This is a genomic window from Halomicronema sp. CCY15110, from assembly GCF_016888165.1.
Taxonomy (GTDB): Bacteria; Cyanobacteriota; Cyanobacteriia; order Phormidesmidales; family Phormidesmidaceae; genus Halomicronema.
In genome coordinates this window covers 1-17825 of sequence record NZ_JACSWC010000069.1, presented here as the reverse complement: position 1 = coordinate 17825, position 17825 = coordinate 1, and the positions used below count along the sequence as shown (strand labels likewise).

The window sequence follows — 17825 nt, the reverse complement described above, 5'->3', positions numbered from 1 at the left end:
CCAGAATACAATCGCCTGCTGGTGCGATCGGCCAGCAACGCCTACTTCAGCCAGATTCTCAGCGTCATCTCCATGCCGGATAAAGACGCTGAGTTGAAAAAGGCAGTGGATCGCTTTTTTCTAGAAGACCTGCAGTTTGCTGAGGATATTAGCGACATCAAGAAGGAACTCAAAAAGCCCAAGTTTGCCGATTTAGTTGAATTTGGACCTGAAGCCGTCTGGGCTGAAATCCAACGCCGCAAAGCTGATCAACAGGCCCCTGAGAAAAGCATCAAGCAGGTCGAGCTCGAAGCCCTCTTGTCCTGTCCTGAGGAGAAAGGCAAAGAAGCCCCCTCCGATGACAAGATCTTTCAGGGCTACGCCCGACGACCGAGTTCACTAGCCCCCCAGTGGCAAAACCTCATCGATCAGATCGTGCTGGTTCATCGCCTGCGAGAGGTGGTGGCGCTGATTGGTTTCACCCGCTTTGAGGCCGCCATGCCCAATATTGAAGGCGAAATCGATGATCTGGAAATTGGTGTCCGTCGTGCCACCCTGGATTTTGAGCCAAAATGGGTACCCGCGATCGAAAACTTGGGCGAGGGCGTCTTCATCAGCTTCAAATCCGACCTCATCAAAACCTGGCTCAATCGCCCCGCTGTTCAAGCCCGAGAAAAAGCCCTGGAACAGGGTTACCGACGGTGGGCCGAGAATCGAGGTATTCCTGGAGACCGAATGAAGTTTCCTGGAGCGGCCTATATCATGCTCCATTCCCTATCTCATCTCTTAATCACCTCCGTCTCTCTGGAGTGTGGCTACGCCTCTAGCGCTATCCGCGAGCGTATCTATGCCTTTCCCGATATCGGCTACGGTATCTTGCTGCACACAGGTACATCCGGCTCTGAAGGCACTCTCGGAGGACTGGTCGAAGTCGGTAGACGACTGGAATACCACCTGAGCAAAGCCTTAGAACGAGGACGCCTGTGCTCCAATGATCCAGTTTGCGCTCAGCACAAACCCGATAGCCCCCAGGAAGATCGCTTCTTGCATGGGGCGGCCTGTCACGGCTGCCTACTCATCGCCGAAACATCCTGTGAGCGGCGCAACGAAATGCTGGATCGGGCTTTAGTCACAAGTACCGTGGAGGGTCTGGGAGCCGAATTTTTCCCAGATGGTCTGCTGTGAAGTCCTCTTTTCTAAAGCTCAGTCGCCCTGCTCTTAATGGCATCGCTAATGCGCTCGATGCGGGTCGGCTCAGTCTGCCCGTGTCGTCCGTGGCAATTTGCGGCTATGTGGTCGATGGCAGCCTACCAGAAGTCATGACCGAGCTCAATCAGCTGTATGAGCAAGGCATGGCGATCGGTCATATTGCTTACATGCTCCGGCTATTGGCAGCAGAACGTGCCCAGTCCCAAGCTCAGCAAGACCAGGTTGATCTGGTGTGGACAGGCCCAGAAGTGCCCGGCAGCGAAAGCCGTGATACCGGCATTGTCGTTCGAGAACTCTTCAGCAGTGCCCAATCGAGTGTATTGATTTCTAGCTTCTCGGTTGATCAAGGGCCTAAAGGACATGCCCTTTTCCGCCCCCTGGCTCAGCGCATGGATGCCAACCCTGATCTCCAGGTCCGCATGTTTCTCAACGTCAAACGCAAGTATCAAGACCCGACTCCCGCTTCGATCCTCCTGCGACAATTTGCCGAAACCTTCCGCAATCATGTCTGGCCTGGGCAGCGTCTCCCGGAAGTTTTTCATGATCCTCGGGCCATGTTAATGACTGGTGAATCAAACGCCTGTCTTCATGCGAAATGCGTCGTCGTCGATGAAGCGCGTCTACTCATCACCTCTGCCAACTTCTCTGAGGCTGCCCATGAGCGCAATATCGAAGCTGGCGTCCTGATGACTGACAAGGTCGTTGCTCGCGCTATTCGTTCCCAGTTTGAAATGCTGGTCGCACAGGAAGCCCTCAAGCGGGTTCCTGGCCTTTGATTCTGACTTAATGTGCAAGACATCACCATGATTAACCATCTAGTTGCCCCAATTCGAAACTTCTCCTTGAGGCAGGAGGGTATGAAGTCTTTCATGGGGCTGCCATCAGCAAGGCGATTTACAGCCTTGGCCGGGTGCTATTTCTAAACCGCAAATTGTGATTACACAATCAGTACACGAACGCTTATATGGATAGCTATGATTACTGCGAGTCTTACCCTACAGGATATTTGGCAAGCACTAGAACCCCGACCTTTTCAACCTAATCCCAATCAAGCAAACGCAATTTTGCACACTGATGGGCCACTGTATCTCACAGCCGGTCCAGGTTCTGGCAAAACGAGAGTGTTGCTGTGGCGTACCCTTAATTTGATCGTTTTTCACGGCATTCAGCCTGAAGAGATCTTTCTGAGCACCTTTACTGAAAAAGCCGCCAGGCAACTGCGTGAAGGTCTTCAGTCTCTGCTGGGAATCGTGACAAACCAAACGGGGCAACCGTATGACATTGCTCGGATGTATGTGGGAACCGTCCATGCCTTATGCCAGCAACTGATGATCGATCGACGGTTCTCTCCCGATATGCTTCGCCCTGTTACACCAGGCTTAATGGATGCTCTAGATCAATATTTCTATTTGTCGGATCGTCGGTTTTGGGAAGCTGCGATCGCATCTACCGAACTACCCGATAATGCCAACTACGCCATCACCGAGTTCTTTAATGGCGGCAAATGGGGCTCGTCTTCTCGTCATAAGGCAGTGACCAACTGCCTGAATTTGTTCAATCGCTTCTCTGAAGAGTGTTTGGATCCCGCCGAAATTCGCGATCGCACCGATAACGAGATTCTCAAAGGCATTATCGATCTCTACGCCTATTACAAAGACTCACTAGGGTTAGAAGGGCGCACTCCCCAAGTTGACTTCGCCTTGCTTCAACAGCAGGCTTTGCAAACGCTACAACAATCACCAGATGCTGGCCGCGTATTCAAACACGTCATCATCGACGAATATCAGGACACGAACTCGATTCAAGAGCAGCTCTTTTTTCAACTGGCCGCAGGCCATCAAAACATCTGCGTGGTGGGTGATGACGATCAAGCCCTGTACCGCTTTCGAGGAGCTACGGTTGAAAACTTTGTCCAGTTTCCAGAGCGCGTCAAAACGACGCTGGACTGCTCATTGACCCAGATTCCGCTTGACATCAACTACCGTTCCCGCAAACACATTGTTGACTTCTACACCGACTTTATGAGTCGCTGTAACTGGAGCCGCCCCGATAATCGGGGACACTATCGGGTCGTTGACAAAGATATCCGAGCGCATAGCTCCGATCATCACCCGGCTGTAGTTGCCAGCAGTCCTGCTAAACCCGACCAGGTCGTTGCAGAAATTGCAGAGCTGGTGAAGCGATTGCTTGATGAGCAAAAAGTTGCCGATCCGAATCAGATTGCCTTCCTTTTCCCCTCGCTTAAAAGTAAGCAGGTTGAACGCATGCGGCAGGCGCTGGAAGCGCAAGGATTGTCAGTCTATGCCCCACGGGCAGGGCGCTTCCTGGAAGTCGAAGAATCGGTGGCGGTATTTGGTCTGTTTTTACAGATTTTTGGAAGGCCCGAGCGGGGCGAATATAAAGGCGACTATGCGGAATTTCAAGATTGGCTGGATACCTGCCTTCAAGATGCCCACCAGCACCTTACTGCTGATCCCAATTTGGCAACGTATGTCGGCGATTGCCAAGATGAGATTGAAACTGTCCTCAGTGATTACCAAATCCTATGTAGGGTCGCTGAAAAACACGGCTGGGAGCTGGATGAAGCCTACACGCCGAGTCAGATGGAACAGCCGCTAGCCCAGGCTTTCGGCTTATCTGAAAAGGCCCGCAAGAGCATTACCAATGTCTACATCAACCGGCTAGCTAAACAACGACACTTGGAGGGCAACCCGTTCAGCCTGAAGTACATCATCAATCGAGCGACTTCTTTGGACTGGAGTATCCTCGATCTTTTTTATCGTCTCTGTGCCTTCCAACCCTTCAAATCCTGGTTTGACTTGGCAGAGCAAGGCAGCGATGAGGGGCCGATTTGTAATCTGGGGCTGGTTACTCAATATTTGTCTCGCTTTCTAGACCACAATTCCCCCGTTCTGACTGCTAGTTTTCTGCAAGACAGCAAATTCATCAATGCTTTCTTCATGCGCTTCGTCTATAGCCTATTCAGGCTGGGCGAATCAGAGTTTGAAAACGCAGAGGATCCATTTCCCAAAGGCCGTATTCCCTTTCTGACGATTCACCAATCGAAGGGGCTGGAGTTTCCGGTTGTCATCCTTGGCAATCCCCGCAAGGACCCTAAAGTTCAACCCATTGAAACGATTGTGCGACCTCTCATTGACCGCGAGGGAGAACCGCTGGAGCGCATGGCCGAATTCGATGTCATGCGGATGTTCTACGTAGCTCTCTCCAGAGCGGAAAACTTGCTGGTACTGGCCCACTTCAGTAGCGCTGGTAATTTTGTCAGTGAGCCCTTTAGAACTTTGCTGGACAACCCTGATTTCCCGCGCATTCCTCACTTTGATACCAACGCGCTACCAGTGGCAGCTTTCAAGGAAGAAGACATTGCCCGCGCCTACTCTTACACCAGTGACTATCTGCTGTATCAGAAATGCCCCCGGCAATACATGCTGTTTCGCAAATACGGTTTTGTGGCCTCGCGGACCCAAACCCAAATGTTTGGCAGCGTCGTTCACCAAACCCTTGAAGACCTCCATGATTTGCTGATCGCTAAGAGAACCTAACGATGACTGACCAAGAACTAGAAACCGCCATCCTAGAAATCTTTGAGCAGAACTATGAAATTCTTCAAGCCGAAGGTGGCCACTCCCTCACCGAGGACACCAAACGAGCGGCCCTCCAACAAGTGCTGCTGTACTGGCGCAAAATGCGTGATGTCGCAGAGCGGGTGACGGAAACAGAAGTCAAACTCACTTTGCCTGAACAACAAACCCGTAAAGGTCGTAAATACTCCATTCATGGGGTGGTCGATGTTGTGCAGGAAGAGGAACGCACGGTGATGTACGACATCAAAACCCATGACGCCGAATATGTGCAATCCAACCGGGGGGACTATGAAAAACAACTCAACATCTATGCCCATATTTGGCAGGAGCTGCGGGGACAACCTCTCGATCAAACCGCGATTATTGCCACAGCGCACCCGAAGGAAGTGAAACAAGCTTTGCATGCAGGCGATGAGGCAGCACTGGAAGCTGCATTGGCAGCTTGGGAACCGCTAGTTGACATTCCCTTTGCTCAACAGCAGGTTGAAGCAGTGATTGCCGATTTCAGTGAGGTCGTCGATGCAATTGAAGACCGGCAGTTTTCCCCACCGCCCCTCTCTCGTCTAGAGCAGCGCTACAAAACGCGAGGTCGTGAAAAACGGTTTGCCACCCAGATTTGCGGTAACTGTGATGGTCGGTTTTCTTGCTCCTCTTATAGGGCCTATACCCAAGCGAACCGAGGCGGCGACGTTAGCTTCAATCGCTATTTTAGGGACTTTGAATCGACTGACCAGGAAGCCTGGCTGAACGCCAACCTGGAAACCAATTTAGAGAGTTGATTGAGAGATTTTGGACAAATACGATAGGACTGAATTATGAAAGCGATCGCGGTTTATCACAATAAAGGCGGAGTCGGAAAAACTACCCTGACAGTTAATTTAGCCGCTGCCTTCAGTCGTAAGGGATATCGAGTCTTGTTGATTGATTTAGATAGTCAAGCTAACTCAACCTACGCAGCGGGTCTCATCAGGTTTCAAGATGAGGCCGATGACGACATTAAGGAAAATTACGTTTATCAGGTTATTCGTGAGCGCAATAGCTACTTTATCCAAGACGTGGTTCGACAGTCTCAATTCACCGATCCCCCCTTTGATGTCATCCCGAGTCACATTGATTTGATGCAACACGAGTTCGAATTAAAGGAGATCGGTGTGTCCTATACCCGCTTAGCGAATAAGCTCCAAAAAGATGCGGATGCCTATGATCTCGTGGTTATTGACACTCCACCTTCGCTGAATCTTTTCGCGCAGATAGCACTCATCGCCGCTGATTACTTGCTGATCCCCTCAGACCTGAAGCCGTTCGCCAATGAGGGGCTGCGCAACGTCAGAGAATTCGTTGAAAACGCCAACGATTTGCGAGAGCAAATCAAAAAGAAACCACTAGAAGTATTGGGTGTAGTGCCATCAAAAATTAATACCGCTTATAAGTTTGTCGAGCGAATTCTTCCCAAAATGGAAATGGCTGTTACTGAACGGTATGGATTTCCGGTACTTCAGAGTCGTATATTTGAACGGCGCGACCTATCGGCTGCGATCGAACGAATGGTCGAAGTGGGAGAGCTTGATATTCCGGATCCTCAATCCATTTTTGATTACAAGCCGAATTCTCAGTCAGCGGAAGAATTTGAAGCTTTGACCCAGGAAATCATGCAACTGATCGAGCTTGAGGAAGCAGCATGAAGCTAGAAACGACTTTAATCGACCTTGATTGTCTTGTAGTCAACCAACAGTTTGCTGAACCTGATTCTGAGCAGGTCACTTATTTAGCGCATTCCATTTCCTCGCTTGGCGGAATGATTCCAATTCCGGTGGTCAAACAGCTCGATATCGAGACCTTCGAACTCATCAAAGGTTATTTCGAGTATCAAGCCTACCTAAAAGCACGCGAACTTAACCCTGATTTGCCCGATCGCATGCGGGTGTTTGTCGTCACTCCCAAGAATGAAGCGGCTATTCAGCAACAGCTAAAGGTTTTAGAATCGCTATCTAGCCATTCAGGCGGGGCATCAGGTGGCGGAGAGGGGCTTTCCCAAGAACTCAATGTCAAGCTGAATAACTTGGCCTCAGCCATAGAATTACTCCAAAGCAATGTCAAAGAGACCGCAGCGGAAAGTCAAACCGCAATTATCGAGGCGCTTGACGAGCGCATCCTCAAACCGCTGCCGCCCTTAGAAGCATTCAATCGGATTCAAGAGCCGACTGTAGCGAAACAGGTATTGGATAACTTGCAAAAAGTTCTTCGAGGCAGCAAAGCGCAGCAAATTGTTCTCAACCTTCAGACATATCATCAAGCATCCGGTCAACCACTCTACAGTTTTGTAGAAGTAATTGATGCGGTTGGAAAAGATAGTCGAGGCCGAAGATACCTAACCGAAAATACGATGCTTAAGGTGATCGATACTTGGTCATAATTTATGGGGCAACTCCCACGATCGCAGCCACAATGCGTTCATCTAACGGTTTGAGGTAACCCAAGTCCAGTCCAGCAAATGCTTCCTTTAACTGCTGAGTTTCAAACGGTTGATCAATCAGGACTTGTCGGATGTCTTTCAACCGCAATGGTCCATGCCGCCGCCGTTGTCGAAGCAAACAGTCATACCAGGTTGGGCGAATCAAATCGAGCCATCGCTCTGCTAGACTGCCGGGATCAACCGGCTCTTTAGAATCTGGTTCTAGGAGCCGGAGCAACTGCCGCATAAAGTCCGTACGGTCTTGATGATTCGCCATCGTCGCTTTCTCAAGATAATCACCCAAGACAAATTTCATTTCTTCCAGCGCCCGCTGCTTGCGCTTGGGAAGCAGCATGACCTCTGTACGGTGGAGCTGTTGGAGAAACGTCTCCAACACGCTTGCTGCCTGCTCCAGCTGATGGACCGATAAATTTTGGACATCTTCGGAGAGCACCGTTCGCAATTGCGAGCTGACGGCTTCCAAGTCAGTCATTGGCGCAGCTTCAGGGCTATCCAAATACACCCAGCGAGGTGCGCCCCATTCAGTTCCGGCGATCGCAAAGAAGACCCAAGGCCGACGAGCCGCCACAATGCTGATGCTTTTCCGCTGAATTGCTCTGACTGAGGCAATGACTCGCGCATCGCTTGCTTGCATCTGCTCGTAAATTTCTCGTTTGACCAGCGCCTCTTCGCCTTCAACGAGTGATCGCACAGGTGTAAAGACATCCAGGAGTTGATCAGCGGGGATATCATCCTCAGTTCCGCGCTCTAAACGGGCAAACGTATCAGCCAGCTTTAATTCAGCGGTCAGGAGTTCGTCAGGCAGTGGAATATTCGCACCCAGCATGTCTGAGGAAAACCGCATTCGCTCAACAAACTGCTGATCAGAGGATAGAATGAATTCCTCGCTGTCCTTCGGGAAAAAGACTTCAATTTTCTCGTGAGGGCTATCCATGCGGTCAATGCGGCCAATTCGTTGCTCTGCTGTCCGCACAACTGTCGGCATATCAAGATTCACGACTGCCGAAGCCTGTTGTAAATTGATTCCCTCAGACATCGCATCCGAGCACAGTAAGATCACCCCTTTTTGCTCAGAGCCTAGTTGACAGGCCTTGTTGGCTCTATCTCGATCCTTCCTGTTGTTGCCAGTAGCAATAAGGACTTCGCACTGCTGTCGTTGCTGAACGCGATCGTGAATATCAGCCAGCGTAATCAGGTTGCGGTCAAAGGCAATCACAATACTGTGCCCCTTGAGCAGTAATTGAGTCAGTTGTTGAGCCTTCGCCTCTTCTCTGCCTGCAGACATCTGACCTACTAGATGAATGATTTTCTCGTAGAGCTTGATTTCCTCTTGGGTGGCAATCGCATGTTGCTCCGGATCAACTAGCCAGTCAGGCATATTGGCAACCTTGAGGACTTGCTCAGCAGGATCTCCCGACTGCTGCTGCAATTTGCTCAGGATGTCTCCAGTTGCCTGAGGCTTAACTTTGGTTGAAATTTCCCCCCAGATTTTGGCGTACTCCGTTCCCTTTATGAGTTCAACGAGGCAAACCCGCGAGGATCGCAAACTTGCCATGACGTAATACATTGCTAAGGCAGCCGCGCTTTTCAGCCGGGTTTCCAGGTACTGCTCGGGGGGGCCGCCATAGCCAAAAATGCTGGGCATTTCGATGGGCTTGCGAAAATACTGCAGCCCTTTCAACTGTGATGCTGTTTGCCGAATCTGATCTGCCAAGCGTCGATCTTCATCTGAAGCCGAGTAGGTGCGATCGCACGCATAGACCTTGGTAATGTGTCGAGGATAGCGGCAGAGCTTACCATGCTTATCTCTAAAGGCTTCTGAATTGCTCTCGATCATTCGGTTCAGCATGGTCTTAGTGCGCCGCACCGTAAATTTTTGGATCGCTCGTTGAATCTTGTCTTGCTCGGCTTGAGTCAGTGTTTCTCCACTCCGTCGCCGTCTTCGAATCTGACTGAGCGTCTCTAGCAGGTCATCGTCAAAATTGTCTGCCCCGAGTAGGTCAACAATTGCAATCAGATCCTGCGGTCCCCGATTAATCGGCGTTGCAGTAAAGAGCAGAACATGGTCTGCAATGTTGTTGAACAGTTGCTTGGTGCGGTTGGAGTTGAGGTTCAAAAAACGATGCGCCTCATCGACTGCCAGTACCTGTGCTCGCCGAATTAGCCGTAAAACATCCTCTCCTTTATCGCCTTTCGTTTGGCTAAGCAGCCCATGGGAGCAGGTATGTGTATTTTGTCCGCAGCGCAGAGACTCTTCCTGCCAGGAGGATTCAACGTTGGGAGGACACAGCAAAATCGGGATCTCTGTCTTGATCCTCCCAGTGCTCCACATCTTTTGCACAACGCTGCGAATCAGATGAGCCCCGGTTTTAGTCTTACCAGAGCCTGTGGCATCCGCTATAAGAACACTCCCGACATTCTCGATCACCCATAGCGCATGAGCGATGCCCTGCTGCTGAGAAGGCCACAGTGCTGTTTCATCGCTATAGGGGGTTCCCTGGGTATACCGTTTGGCCCAGTCACCTTCTAACAACTCACTACACGCTCTGCCCAACGCTTCTTGCCATGAAACGACACTGAGCAAGAGCTCTAGCAGTTCTATCAATTCATCTTTGTAGTCGCGTCCTAACTCCCAGTAGCTTTCTGCCATCTGGGAAGCTTCTTGATATCGCCTAATTTCGCTTTTTCGCTGGTAGCGGCTATTGGCCTCATGCTGTAATTCTAATCCTGAGTAACTGAAGTTACTGGAACCGCAGGTGATAGCCTCATCCCCTCGAAAAATCTTGGCATGGAGCGGGCGCGGCTGATCGCTGATCCTCGCTTCTACAGGTCCCTGCCGCAATAAGTCAATTGCCACAATGACTTTGGCACACAGAAAAATAGAAATCCCCCGCTCTTCTAGCCAATACCGCTGTACTTCGGTCGCTAAGTTATGAGCCCTCAACCGAAAAGTACTGCGTTGAGTCGGTGAGGGTTCGTTCCCGATCAGAATTTGAATCTTTTCAAACGCTTCTATATCAGTCGCCATTCGCTGATGACAAGCAGCTAGAAACTCGATGATCATGCCCAATGACGTATAGCCACTGATAATCATCGGTTTGCGTGAATCCAGTAAGTCCTGGAAGACGCGCGACTTGACGGTACGCTGATGATAGTTGTAAGGGAAGCGATCGTGGGCAGGCAAATCGAGCTCAGGCTCTTGCCGGATTTCTTCAACCTGACGTAGTAAATTTAGCTGTTCTCCGGACTCCATGAGCCCCACTTCCTCACCGACAATCTACTGCTAGAGTTCCCGAATACATGCAGCTTGTAAGAGCACTTTAGTTGTCAAATGCTCAGACGCATAAAAGTTAAGGACTGCTCGACGATTTATCTTAAATGGGCATCATGCCTGCCCCTAGCGGCCCGCCCGGTATCTGATGAGTCTGGCGTTGAAAGGTTCCGGTTTCCGCCATTCGGAGCCAGGTGAGTGAGATTGGCTCACGGGGTGTGGTAGCTTGTAAGGCATTAACGAGGTCCGGCATGGTGGTGATGGGGCGATCGCCATAGCGCACGATAATATCCCCCGTTTGTAGTCCAATTTGATCTGCTGCCCCATTGGGAACAATTTCGTAGAGGTAGACGCCGCCGGCGATGGCTAGCTGATCCAGTTGCAGTGTCAGTTGCTGTGCCGTGCGAGCATACTGGCGGGCAGTGAGATCGGTGTCAGCAAACATATCGCTATAGCGAGAAAAGGCGGCGATCGCTTCCGAGGTGCGTCCCAACTGCCGCAAGCTGATCGCCTTAGCCACCACAGTACTCCAGGGATCAGAGGCTCGAATTACGAGTGATTCATTGACCTGAGCATAATCGTCTAGGGCGGCATCTCGCAGCTTTTTTGCTTCTTCCAGTAGGGCGGCTCGTTGCGCCACTAACTGTTCGGCCTCCGATACGGCGGCTGCCATGAGGGGAGCCATCTCCCGCTGAGGGATTAGTTCACTGGGTGTTAGCACCTTGAGAGTGCTGAGCTTGGCTTGGGCATCGGGGAGAGGGCTCTCCAGACTGTCTAGCAGCATTAACGCTGACAGGTGAGCGAGTTGTGATCGATTCTCCAGCTTACGGATCGCCAGCTTTACCCGTTTCTCATGGTGGGCGACTAAGTCTGGATGATCTGATTGCTTGACCTCGGCGGCCTCTGACAACTCTTGTAACAACGACTCCGAAGCGTCTCGGACTTCTGTCAAGCGGTTGTAGAAGGCTTCGACCCGCGAGGCGTCTACGTTGCCATCCAGCAGTACCTGGATCAGAGGTTCCCGCACCTCATAGAGGGGATAACTGGCAAAGGCGCTCCGGAGGGAGGCGATCGCCTGCTTTTGAATTAATTGCTGATAGCTCCCTTCAAAGGTTTGACTCAATGCTGGGGCGACTTGCTCCCGGACTGCCCCGAGTCGTGCATCAAAGTCATCGCGATTGTCCTCTGTTAGGGCAACGGGCAATAGATTCAGCCGTGCATCTAGGTTCGCGATATTAGTAAAGACCTCCTCTGCAATGAGGGCTTTGGCTTGATCGATCTTGCGCTGTTTCTCTTCGGGAGAATCGCCTTGAAAAATCTGGAGCTGATTGGCAACGGTGGCTCCTTCTCCCACACCGCCCTCAATGTTGATGACATTGTTTTGCCGTCCGGCCACAATGATGCCGATACTACCCACGATCGCCACTAGAGCGGAAACTGCGATACTGACGGGCTTTTGGACGAAGTGGATGACCGAATCTTTAATTTGAGTCAGGTTACCCTGAGCCTGCCCGACCTGAGCATCCTCTACCGAGCTATCCCTAATGTTGAGATCCTGATCAGATTCCGGTGGTCTGGGGTCATTCATCATGGTCTCTCTGGGTCGGGCATTAAAAGGTGATCTGTCCGAGAACCGATGGTTGCTGCAGCCTTAATAAACGGTGTGCAGTGAGACGAAAAAGTTAGACGAAGAAGCCTGCTGCTACCCCAAGCCAAGGCAGCAACTTTTCGAGCAAGGGTTTCATATTGGCCCAAATATTTTGACTGGTTTCGATGGATTCATTCGCATCCTGGAGCACGCCCGCTAGCTTCTTTAAGCTTATGGCAGCAAAGTCTTTATCAGGAGACTCACTCGCGGCTTCCGTTTTGGCGGCACTGAGATAGCTCAGGGCTTTATCACGCTGCCCAATCGGAAGAAGACTTTGTTGTAGGTGGGCCTCCAGCGTTGCCAAAAGGGCAATTGCTTCGGCCTGGGTGTTTGCGACTCCTTGTGCCACAGATTGATCGGTTTGTACTTGGGTGACATCACGTTCAGCCTGCCCAATTTGTGCTCCAGAAACGTTACTGCCATGAATATTGATGGATTGGGAGGAAGGGGGGTTGGACATGGTATCCACGATCAGCAACGATGCTTCAATGCTAGCTCAATGGGGTTAAGGATAATTCTGTGAAGTTCTGCTCCAACCCGCCCAAATTCTCTCAGAGATTAGACTTTAATATTGCAATTCTACGAAAGCTACTGGAAATCTTGCGCCAAGCGGTTGCCGCGACTATCCTCGATTGCAAGCGACAGTTGAGACGCGATGCCGTCATTTGAAGAGATGATAAGACGATCGCAATCGATAACGATGCTCCTGAGCAGATATTGGCAGACAGTCCATGAAATTGTTAGGGTGCTTTCTTGGTGAAGGTCAGATGTGATATTCCCTAACAATCAGTCGAGAGCCAGCGATGCCACTTGTAAGTAGTACAGGTACGTCGTCAACTCATGCTCTTGGAGTTCCCAGATGAGATCGCGCTCCTGAAAATGCTCGGCTAGCAATTGTCGAGCATTTTCAATTGACGGGGTTAACCGAGACGCTTCAGCAGTGGCAGAAAAGGCTTTATTGCGTTTTGGCTGCACTGTTATACCAGCATCGTTAGGGCTCAATAGTACCCCTGTTAAGGTGAACAAATGAACTAAGCCTTGATATACGGTCGTTTCAGCGATCTTGCCAATTTTGAATCAAAATTGGGCGTTGCAACTAAGGGGGCGCAGCTTTTCATCTCTCGAAAGAAAATAAAATCAAGGCTTACAACCCTGATGCTTGCGTTGGCTATCACCGTAATCTAATAGTACAAAAGCTCACCTTAACAGGGGTAGGCTCAATAGCTAACGTTTGTTGAATTCAACCTGACCGACATAGGCAAAGTCACCATATTGCTCGTCACCACTGAATAGCCTGATTTCATAAGTGCTAGAATGCGGCAATGGACAAGTAATCTGTGGCCCTTGAATGGCAGTATCGCTACACCTTTGAGATTCACTTGCTCCTTTAGCCGCGTAGCTGGTGAGTAGCCAGCGCTGCTTAGGATTTTGAATTTGGAGGGTGGCAGGGCCAGTGGTGTCTGTTTGCGATCGCACTGGCGTAATCAGCTTCAGACCCTCAGCGAAAAACTGCGGGCGTAGGATGGGCTGGCGCAAGAATTCACCTCGGGAGATGGGCAGCGATCGCAGTTGCCAAGCCGTGTCCTCAGGAAAATGGGTAATGCCCATCACCTCTGGTGGCGGAAAGAGATAATCGGCGCGATACCGTTTTGTAAATCCCGATGAACGATCCACCGAGCCACTATCCCAAGTTGCGTCAATTAGGTACCACTGCCCTTTGATTTTGGCCGCATTCCAGGCATGGCTTTGACCTTCTAAGTCACTGGTGGAACTGCGCGAATCGCCTGTGACGTAAACAATCTCTTCGCCAATCGCTTGACCCAGCGCTTCTAGAAGTTTGGCATAACCTGCACAGACGGCCACTCGCCTTTGAAAGACCGTTTCGGCATCCTGGGGCGGGTACTGTCCGGCAAAGTAGGCAGGAGCATCGTAAGCAATGCGATCGGCAACATAGTCATGCAGGGCTTTGATGCGCAGAAACGGATCTTTCTCCTGCTGAGCAATATATCGAGCGACTGAAGCGATACTAGTTTCAACGCTAGCGGGCATATTGGCGACGGCTGGGTGCAGTTCAGTAGCGAGCCAGGGCCAGCCTTGGGCCTGCCCGGCTCTGACCGTGGGTGAGGGGCGCGGTTGAGGTTGTGCTCCGGTGGTATCGGCATATTGATCAAAAGGATTGTGATGAAACTGGAGATAAAGCCCTTCGAGTCCTCTCGCCAGGTGAAATAGGCTCTGCCGAGCGAATTCAATATGAGGTCCTTGTTGCCCGTCTAAAAACCAGTCGCCTCGCGTCGAGATTGCTAAAAACGAGGTCTGGGGCCGCAGGGCGAGTAAGAGCGCGATAAAGGTCAAATTGAGCACCAGGGTCCGCAGGGTAATGCGATCGCCCCAGGTCAAAATGCCGGTTTGGCGCTGCTTGCGGCTTCGCAAATCCCACAGTAAGGGAATGAGAGGAAATAGCAGAATGCCGGAGCAGACGGCCAGCATCGTTGGCCCATTAATGTAAGCCACGAGTGAGGAGGCCAGCCAGACTCCGAGTATGGGAGTCAGAAAGACCGCGAGATAGAACAGGGTGCGAATGAGCCATCCGCCTGCTTTAAAGAAAGACCCCATCATGCTCCTCTGCCGCTGAAGGCTTCTGAGTTTGCTCACGCTTCAGAGTGCCCGAACTGAATTAAGGATGTCGTTACCAGCATGAATTTTTCATGTGTTATCGATGCTGGTAAGCAACTTGATCCTTAGCGTTGGTTAAGCGATCTCGCTGTTGCCCATCGGCATCGACTGTTGGGGGCGTGGTTCCAGTTGTTAGGGAATGCTATGTTGACGGTTAATCGTGACTATGTTCCCTAACCATAAGCCATAAGTCACCCTGCTCTTGCTCCAGAGATGTCTCAGGCAGCAAGGCGAGCCTGGATGGAATCTAGTTTCATTGCCCCGTTGATCCAAATCCTCCCTCAGCTCTCGAACTCTCGCTAAGAACTTCGATCGCTTCGACCTGAGCATAAATCACGGGTTTGATCACCATTTGGGCAATTCGCATGCCTGATGAGACCTGAAAATCGGCTGGGCCGTGGTTAATCAAAATCACGCCAATTTCGCCTCGATAGCCTTCATCGATTGTGCCAGGGGTATTTAAAACCGTGACAGCATGCTTCAAGGCCAAACCGCTGCGGGGGCGAATTTGCGCTTCAGTGCCGGGTGGTAATTCAATGGCGAGCCCGGTTTTGATCAAGGCCACCTCACCGGGCGAGATCGTCATCGCATCGATTGCATACAAATCCATTCCAGCATCCCCTGGATGCGCGTATTGAGGCAGAATCGCTTCTTCCCTCAGGCGTTTAACTTTGAGCTTCATCATGTCTCTTCAGAGCTAGCGGCACCTTTGAAGATAAGAGATCTGGTGCCTGCAAAAGTGTTAGGGAATGGATGCGATCTTGTTTTTTTTCTTGACCCAACGCTCCTGAGGTTTGTGTTCAGGATGCCAAAGCTGCACATTGAGAAAGCCACGTCCCTGAAGCAGCCCATACTCTAGCGGTGATGGCCCGGTCGCAGCAGGCACGTATTAATCCACGACGGTATTGCTGATAATTTGCTCGGTGCCCAGCGTTGGCCAGCCATCTTGCGAGCATCGTCCAGATTGTTTTGAAGAACTAGGTGAGAATACCGCTAAGAATGCTAGAAAGCCCAAAAAGACTATTGTGTTGAGCCGCAAGCGGCATCAGTAGTTAGGCAGGTTCGGTACAAGTTGCACGATTGATCACGGAGCTAGCAGTGCTCAACGATTTGCGGTATCAGTAGTTGGGCAGCTGTAGAGCGGGAGCACCCTCCTAGTGTTCACCATGGTAGAGGCTTTCACAGAAAGCATGAATCATCTTCTCTAAAAGCGGCTATCAGGGGTGAGTATCGATGTTGTGAATCGCTTCCATGCATAACATCATTAGTTGATGTGGATGATTTTAATTAACTTGAAAACCATATCAGATGCTTATTTTGATAGTGTCCCTGTCGAATGTGTGAACAAACTTTTGGGTGTACGCAGCGAGTTTTTATGGATTTTTCTCATTATCAGTCTTAGTCGAAATTAAGTAGGCAATGGGGATGGGGGACTGAGGGTATGAGCTTCAGTTTGGATAAGGTTGTGCCATGGGGGCGTTCTTTTGAAGAATACGTCGCCATGTTTGATTTGAGTGATAAAGATTTAGCATGTCGTGTTCTTGGCTGTGGCGATGGTCCAGCCGGATTCAATGCAGAACTCGCGAGGCGTGGAGGACGTGTGGTTTCCATTGATCCGATTTACGCCTTCTCTCGTACTCAGATCCGCCAAAGAATTAGCGAAACTTACGAGACGGTCATGGCACAAATGCGAAGTAATCGCGCTGATTATCTATGGACGTCTATATCCTCGGTTGATGAACTCGGGGGCATTCGCATGTCAGCAATGGATGCTTTTTTAGCTGACTATGAGACGGGCCAAGCCGAATCGCGATATGTTGCGGGTGAATTGCCCTACCTCCCGTTTGCTGACAACGCTTTCGATATTGCTTTGTCATCACATTGTTTGTTTCTCTACAGTGACCACTTTTCGGAGAATTTCCATATTCAGTCTCTGCTAGAAATGTTGCGGGTTGCTAGAGAGATTCGTGTGTTTCCGTTACTAGGTTTGGATGGTAAGCCCTCCCTTCATTTAGGAGGAGTCGTAGCAGACCTTCATGAGCATGGATTTCAGACGGATATAAGTCTGGTGCCCTATGAATTTCAGCGGGGTGCCAATCAGATGCTGCGTGTTGTGCCCGCTTAAATAAGTGCCAAAGTCGCAAACGGGCCAATTTGCGATCAGCCTTGCTTGAAGAAGGTGAAGACTTTAGATCTTGATACGGAGATTAAAAAAGTGACACGCCATAACATCTCATCCGGAGCGCCTTGGGAATCAGTTGTGGGTTACTCCCGCGCGGTGAAGGTTGGCCCATACGTTCATGTTTCGGGAACAACCGCGACAACGCCTGAGGGAATTGTCGGCATCAACGATCCGCATGAACAAGCGATTCAAGCGCTCAAGAACATTGAGGCTGCCCTTGAGGCGGCGGGGGCCAAGTTATCTGATGTTGTTCGAACCCGGATGTACGTCACGGACATATCCCGTTGGGAAGATGTTGGTCGGGCACACGGACGCGTCTTTGGAGAGATTCGTCCAGCTTCAAGCATGGTGGAAGTCAGTAAGCTTATCTCTCCTGAACTGCTCGTGGAAATTGAGGCTGATGCATATATCAGCAGATGAAGCTTTAATCGGTGCCATACTCCATTTCATAAGAAAAATATGCTTTCCATGAGGCTCTTGAAATGAGGTTGCCCGTGTGGTGCTCTCGCACTGTTTTGAGCACTTTCAAGTACTTCGGGAAAGTTCAGTAGATTAGGCGCTAACAATTCGCTGTAGAGTTTCCCAGGCTCGATCAGTTGCCAAATAACTGGAAGCATAGTTCCAGCATAGGAGTTCTTCATTCAGGAAGCAGTCATGTTTCTCCATGACTTTGTCTTCGACAATAGCGGCTAATTCGACAGCATCTGCCGGTCCTATTAGACGACAATGAGCCTGTCGGCTGACGACAACTAGAGAGGCGGATTTATTGATTTCGTCATCTGGATCCA

The 17825-nt window shown here is 50.5% G+C and carries 15 protein-coding genes; 8 read left to right on the top strand and 7 right to left on the bottom strand.

Going from position 1 to position 17825, the window contains the following annotated elements; translation table 11 throughout:
• The 6 genes from drmB to JUK32_RS00725 form a co-directional block, all read left to right on the top strand.
• The coding region (gene drmB / locus JUK32_RS00750) for a DUF1998 domain-containing protein (RefSeq protein ID WP_204136953.1) at positions 1-1164 on the top strand (1164 nt) is incomplete at its 5' end.
• On the top strand, positions 1161-1964 hold the full coding sequence (gene drmC / locus JUK32_RS00745; RefSeq protein WP_204136952.1) for a DISARM system phospholipase D-like protein DrmC: 804 nt from the start codon (positions 1161-1163) through the stop codon (positions 1962-1964). The genes drmB and drmC, both read left to right, overlap by 4 nt.
• 198 nt (positions 1965-2162) lie before the next feature.
• Positions 2163-4748, top strand: a complete 2586-nt coding sequence (locus JUK32_RS00740; RefSeq protein ID WP_204136951.1) for a UvrD-helicase domain-containing protein — start codon at positions 2163-2165, stop codon at positions 4746-4748.
• 2 nt (positions 4749-4750) lie between these two features.
• Positions 4751-5569, top strand: a complete 819-nt coding sequence (locus tag JUK32_RS00735) for a PD-(D/E)XK nuclease family protein (RefSeq protein WP_204136950.1) — start codon at positions 4751-4753, stop codon at positions 5567-5569.
• Positions 5570-5605: 36 nt separating this feature from the next.
• On the top strand, positions 5606-6472 hold the full coding sequence (locus tag JUK32_RS00730) for a ParA family protein (RefSeq protein WP_204136949.1): 867 nt from the start codon (positions 5606-5608) through the stop codon (positions 6470-6472).
• Positions 6469-7203, top strand: coding sequence for a hypothetical protein (locus tag JUK32_RS00725; protein WP_204136948.1), 735 nt, complete (start codon positions 6469-6471; stop codon positions 7201-7203). The genes JUK32_RS00730 and JUK32_RS00725 overlap by 4 nt, the downstream gene beginning before the upstream one ends.
• 1 nt (position 7204) lies before the next feature.
• Here the strand turns inward: JUK32_RS00725 and JUK32_RS00720 are convergent, their stop codons facing one another.
• The 6 genes from JUK32_RS00720 to dut all read right to left on the bottom strand — a co-directional run bounded on the left by JUK32_RS00720 (position 7205) and on the right by dut (position 15540).
• Entirely contained in the window at positions 7205-10516 is a 3312-nt protein-coding gene (locus JUK32_RS00720) for an SNF2-related protein (protein ID WP_204136947.1), read from the bottom strand.
• 121 nt (positions 10517-10637) lie between these two features.
• Positions 10638-12122, bottom strand: coding sequence for a PDZ domain-containing protein (locus JUK32_RS00715; protein ID WP_204136946.1), 1485 nt, complete (start codon positions 12120-12122; stop codon positions 10638-10640).
• A 94-nt stretch (positions 12123-12216) separates the two neighbouring features.
• On the bottom strand, positions 12217-12660 hold the full coding sequence (locus JUK32_RS00710) for a hypothetical protein (RefSeq protein ID WP_204136945.1): 444 nt from the start codon (positions 12658-12660) through the stop codon (positions 12217-12219).
• A 308-nt stretch (positions 12661-12968) separates the two neighbouring features.
• Positions 12969-13157, bottom strand: coding sequence for a hypothetical protein (locus tag JUK32_RS00705; RefSeq protein WP_204136944.1), 189 nt, complete (start codon positions 13155-13157; stop codon positions 12969-12971).
• A 249-nt stretch (positions 13158-13406) separates the two neighbouring features.
• Positions 13407-14795, bottom strand: a complete 1389-nt coding sequence (locus JUK32_RS00700; protein ID WP_204136943.1) for a transglutaminase domain-containing protein — start codon at positions 14793-14795, stop codon at positions 13407-13409.
• Positions 14796-15108: 313 nt separating this feature from the next.
• A complete protein-coding gene (dut, locus tag JUK32_RS00695) occupies positions 15109-15540 on the bottom strand; it encodes a dUTP diphosphatase (RefSeq protein ID WP_375541543.1) in 432 nt (143 codons plus the stop codon).
• A 756-nt stretch (positions 15541-16296) separates the two neighbouring features.
• On the opposite strand from dut, the gene JUK32_RS00690 reads away from it, so the two are divergent.
• Positions 16297-16980, top strand: a complete 684-nt coding sequence (locus JUK32_RS00690) for an SAM-dependent methyltransferase (RefSeq protein ID WP_204136941.1) — start codon at positions 16297-16299, stop codon at positions 16978-16980.
• A gap of 90 nt (positions 16981-17070) precedes the next feature.
• Positions 17071-17457, top strand: a complete 387-nt coding sequence (locus JUK32_RS00685; protein ID WP_204136954.1) for a RidA family protein — start codon at positions 17071-17073, stop codon at positions 17455-17457.
• Positions 17458-17589: 132 nt separating this feature from the next.
• Here JUK32_RS00685 and JUK32_RS00680 read toward each other — a convergent pair.
• Positions 17590-17825 (bottom strand): hypothetical protein (locus tag JUK32_RS00680; protein ID WP_204136940.1); only part of this gene is annotated, 236 nt, incomplete at its 5' end.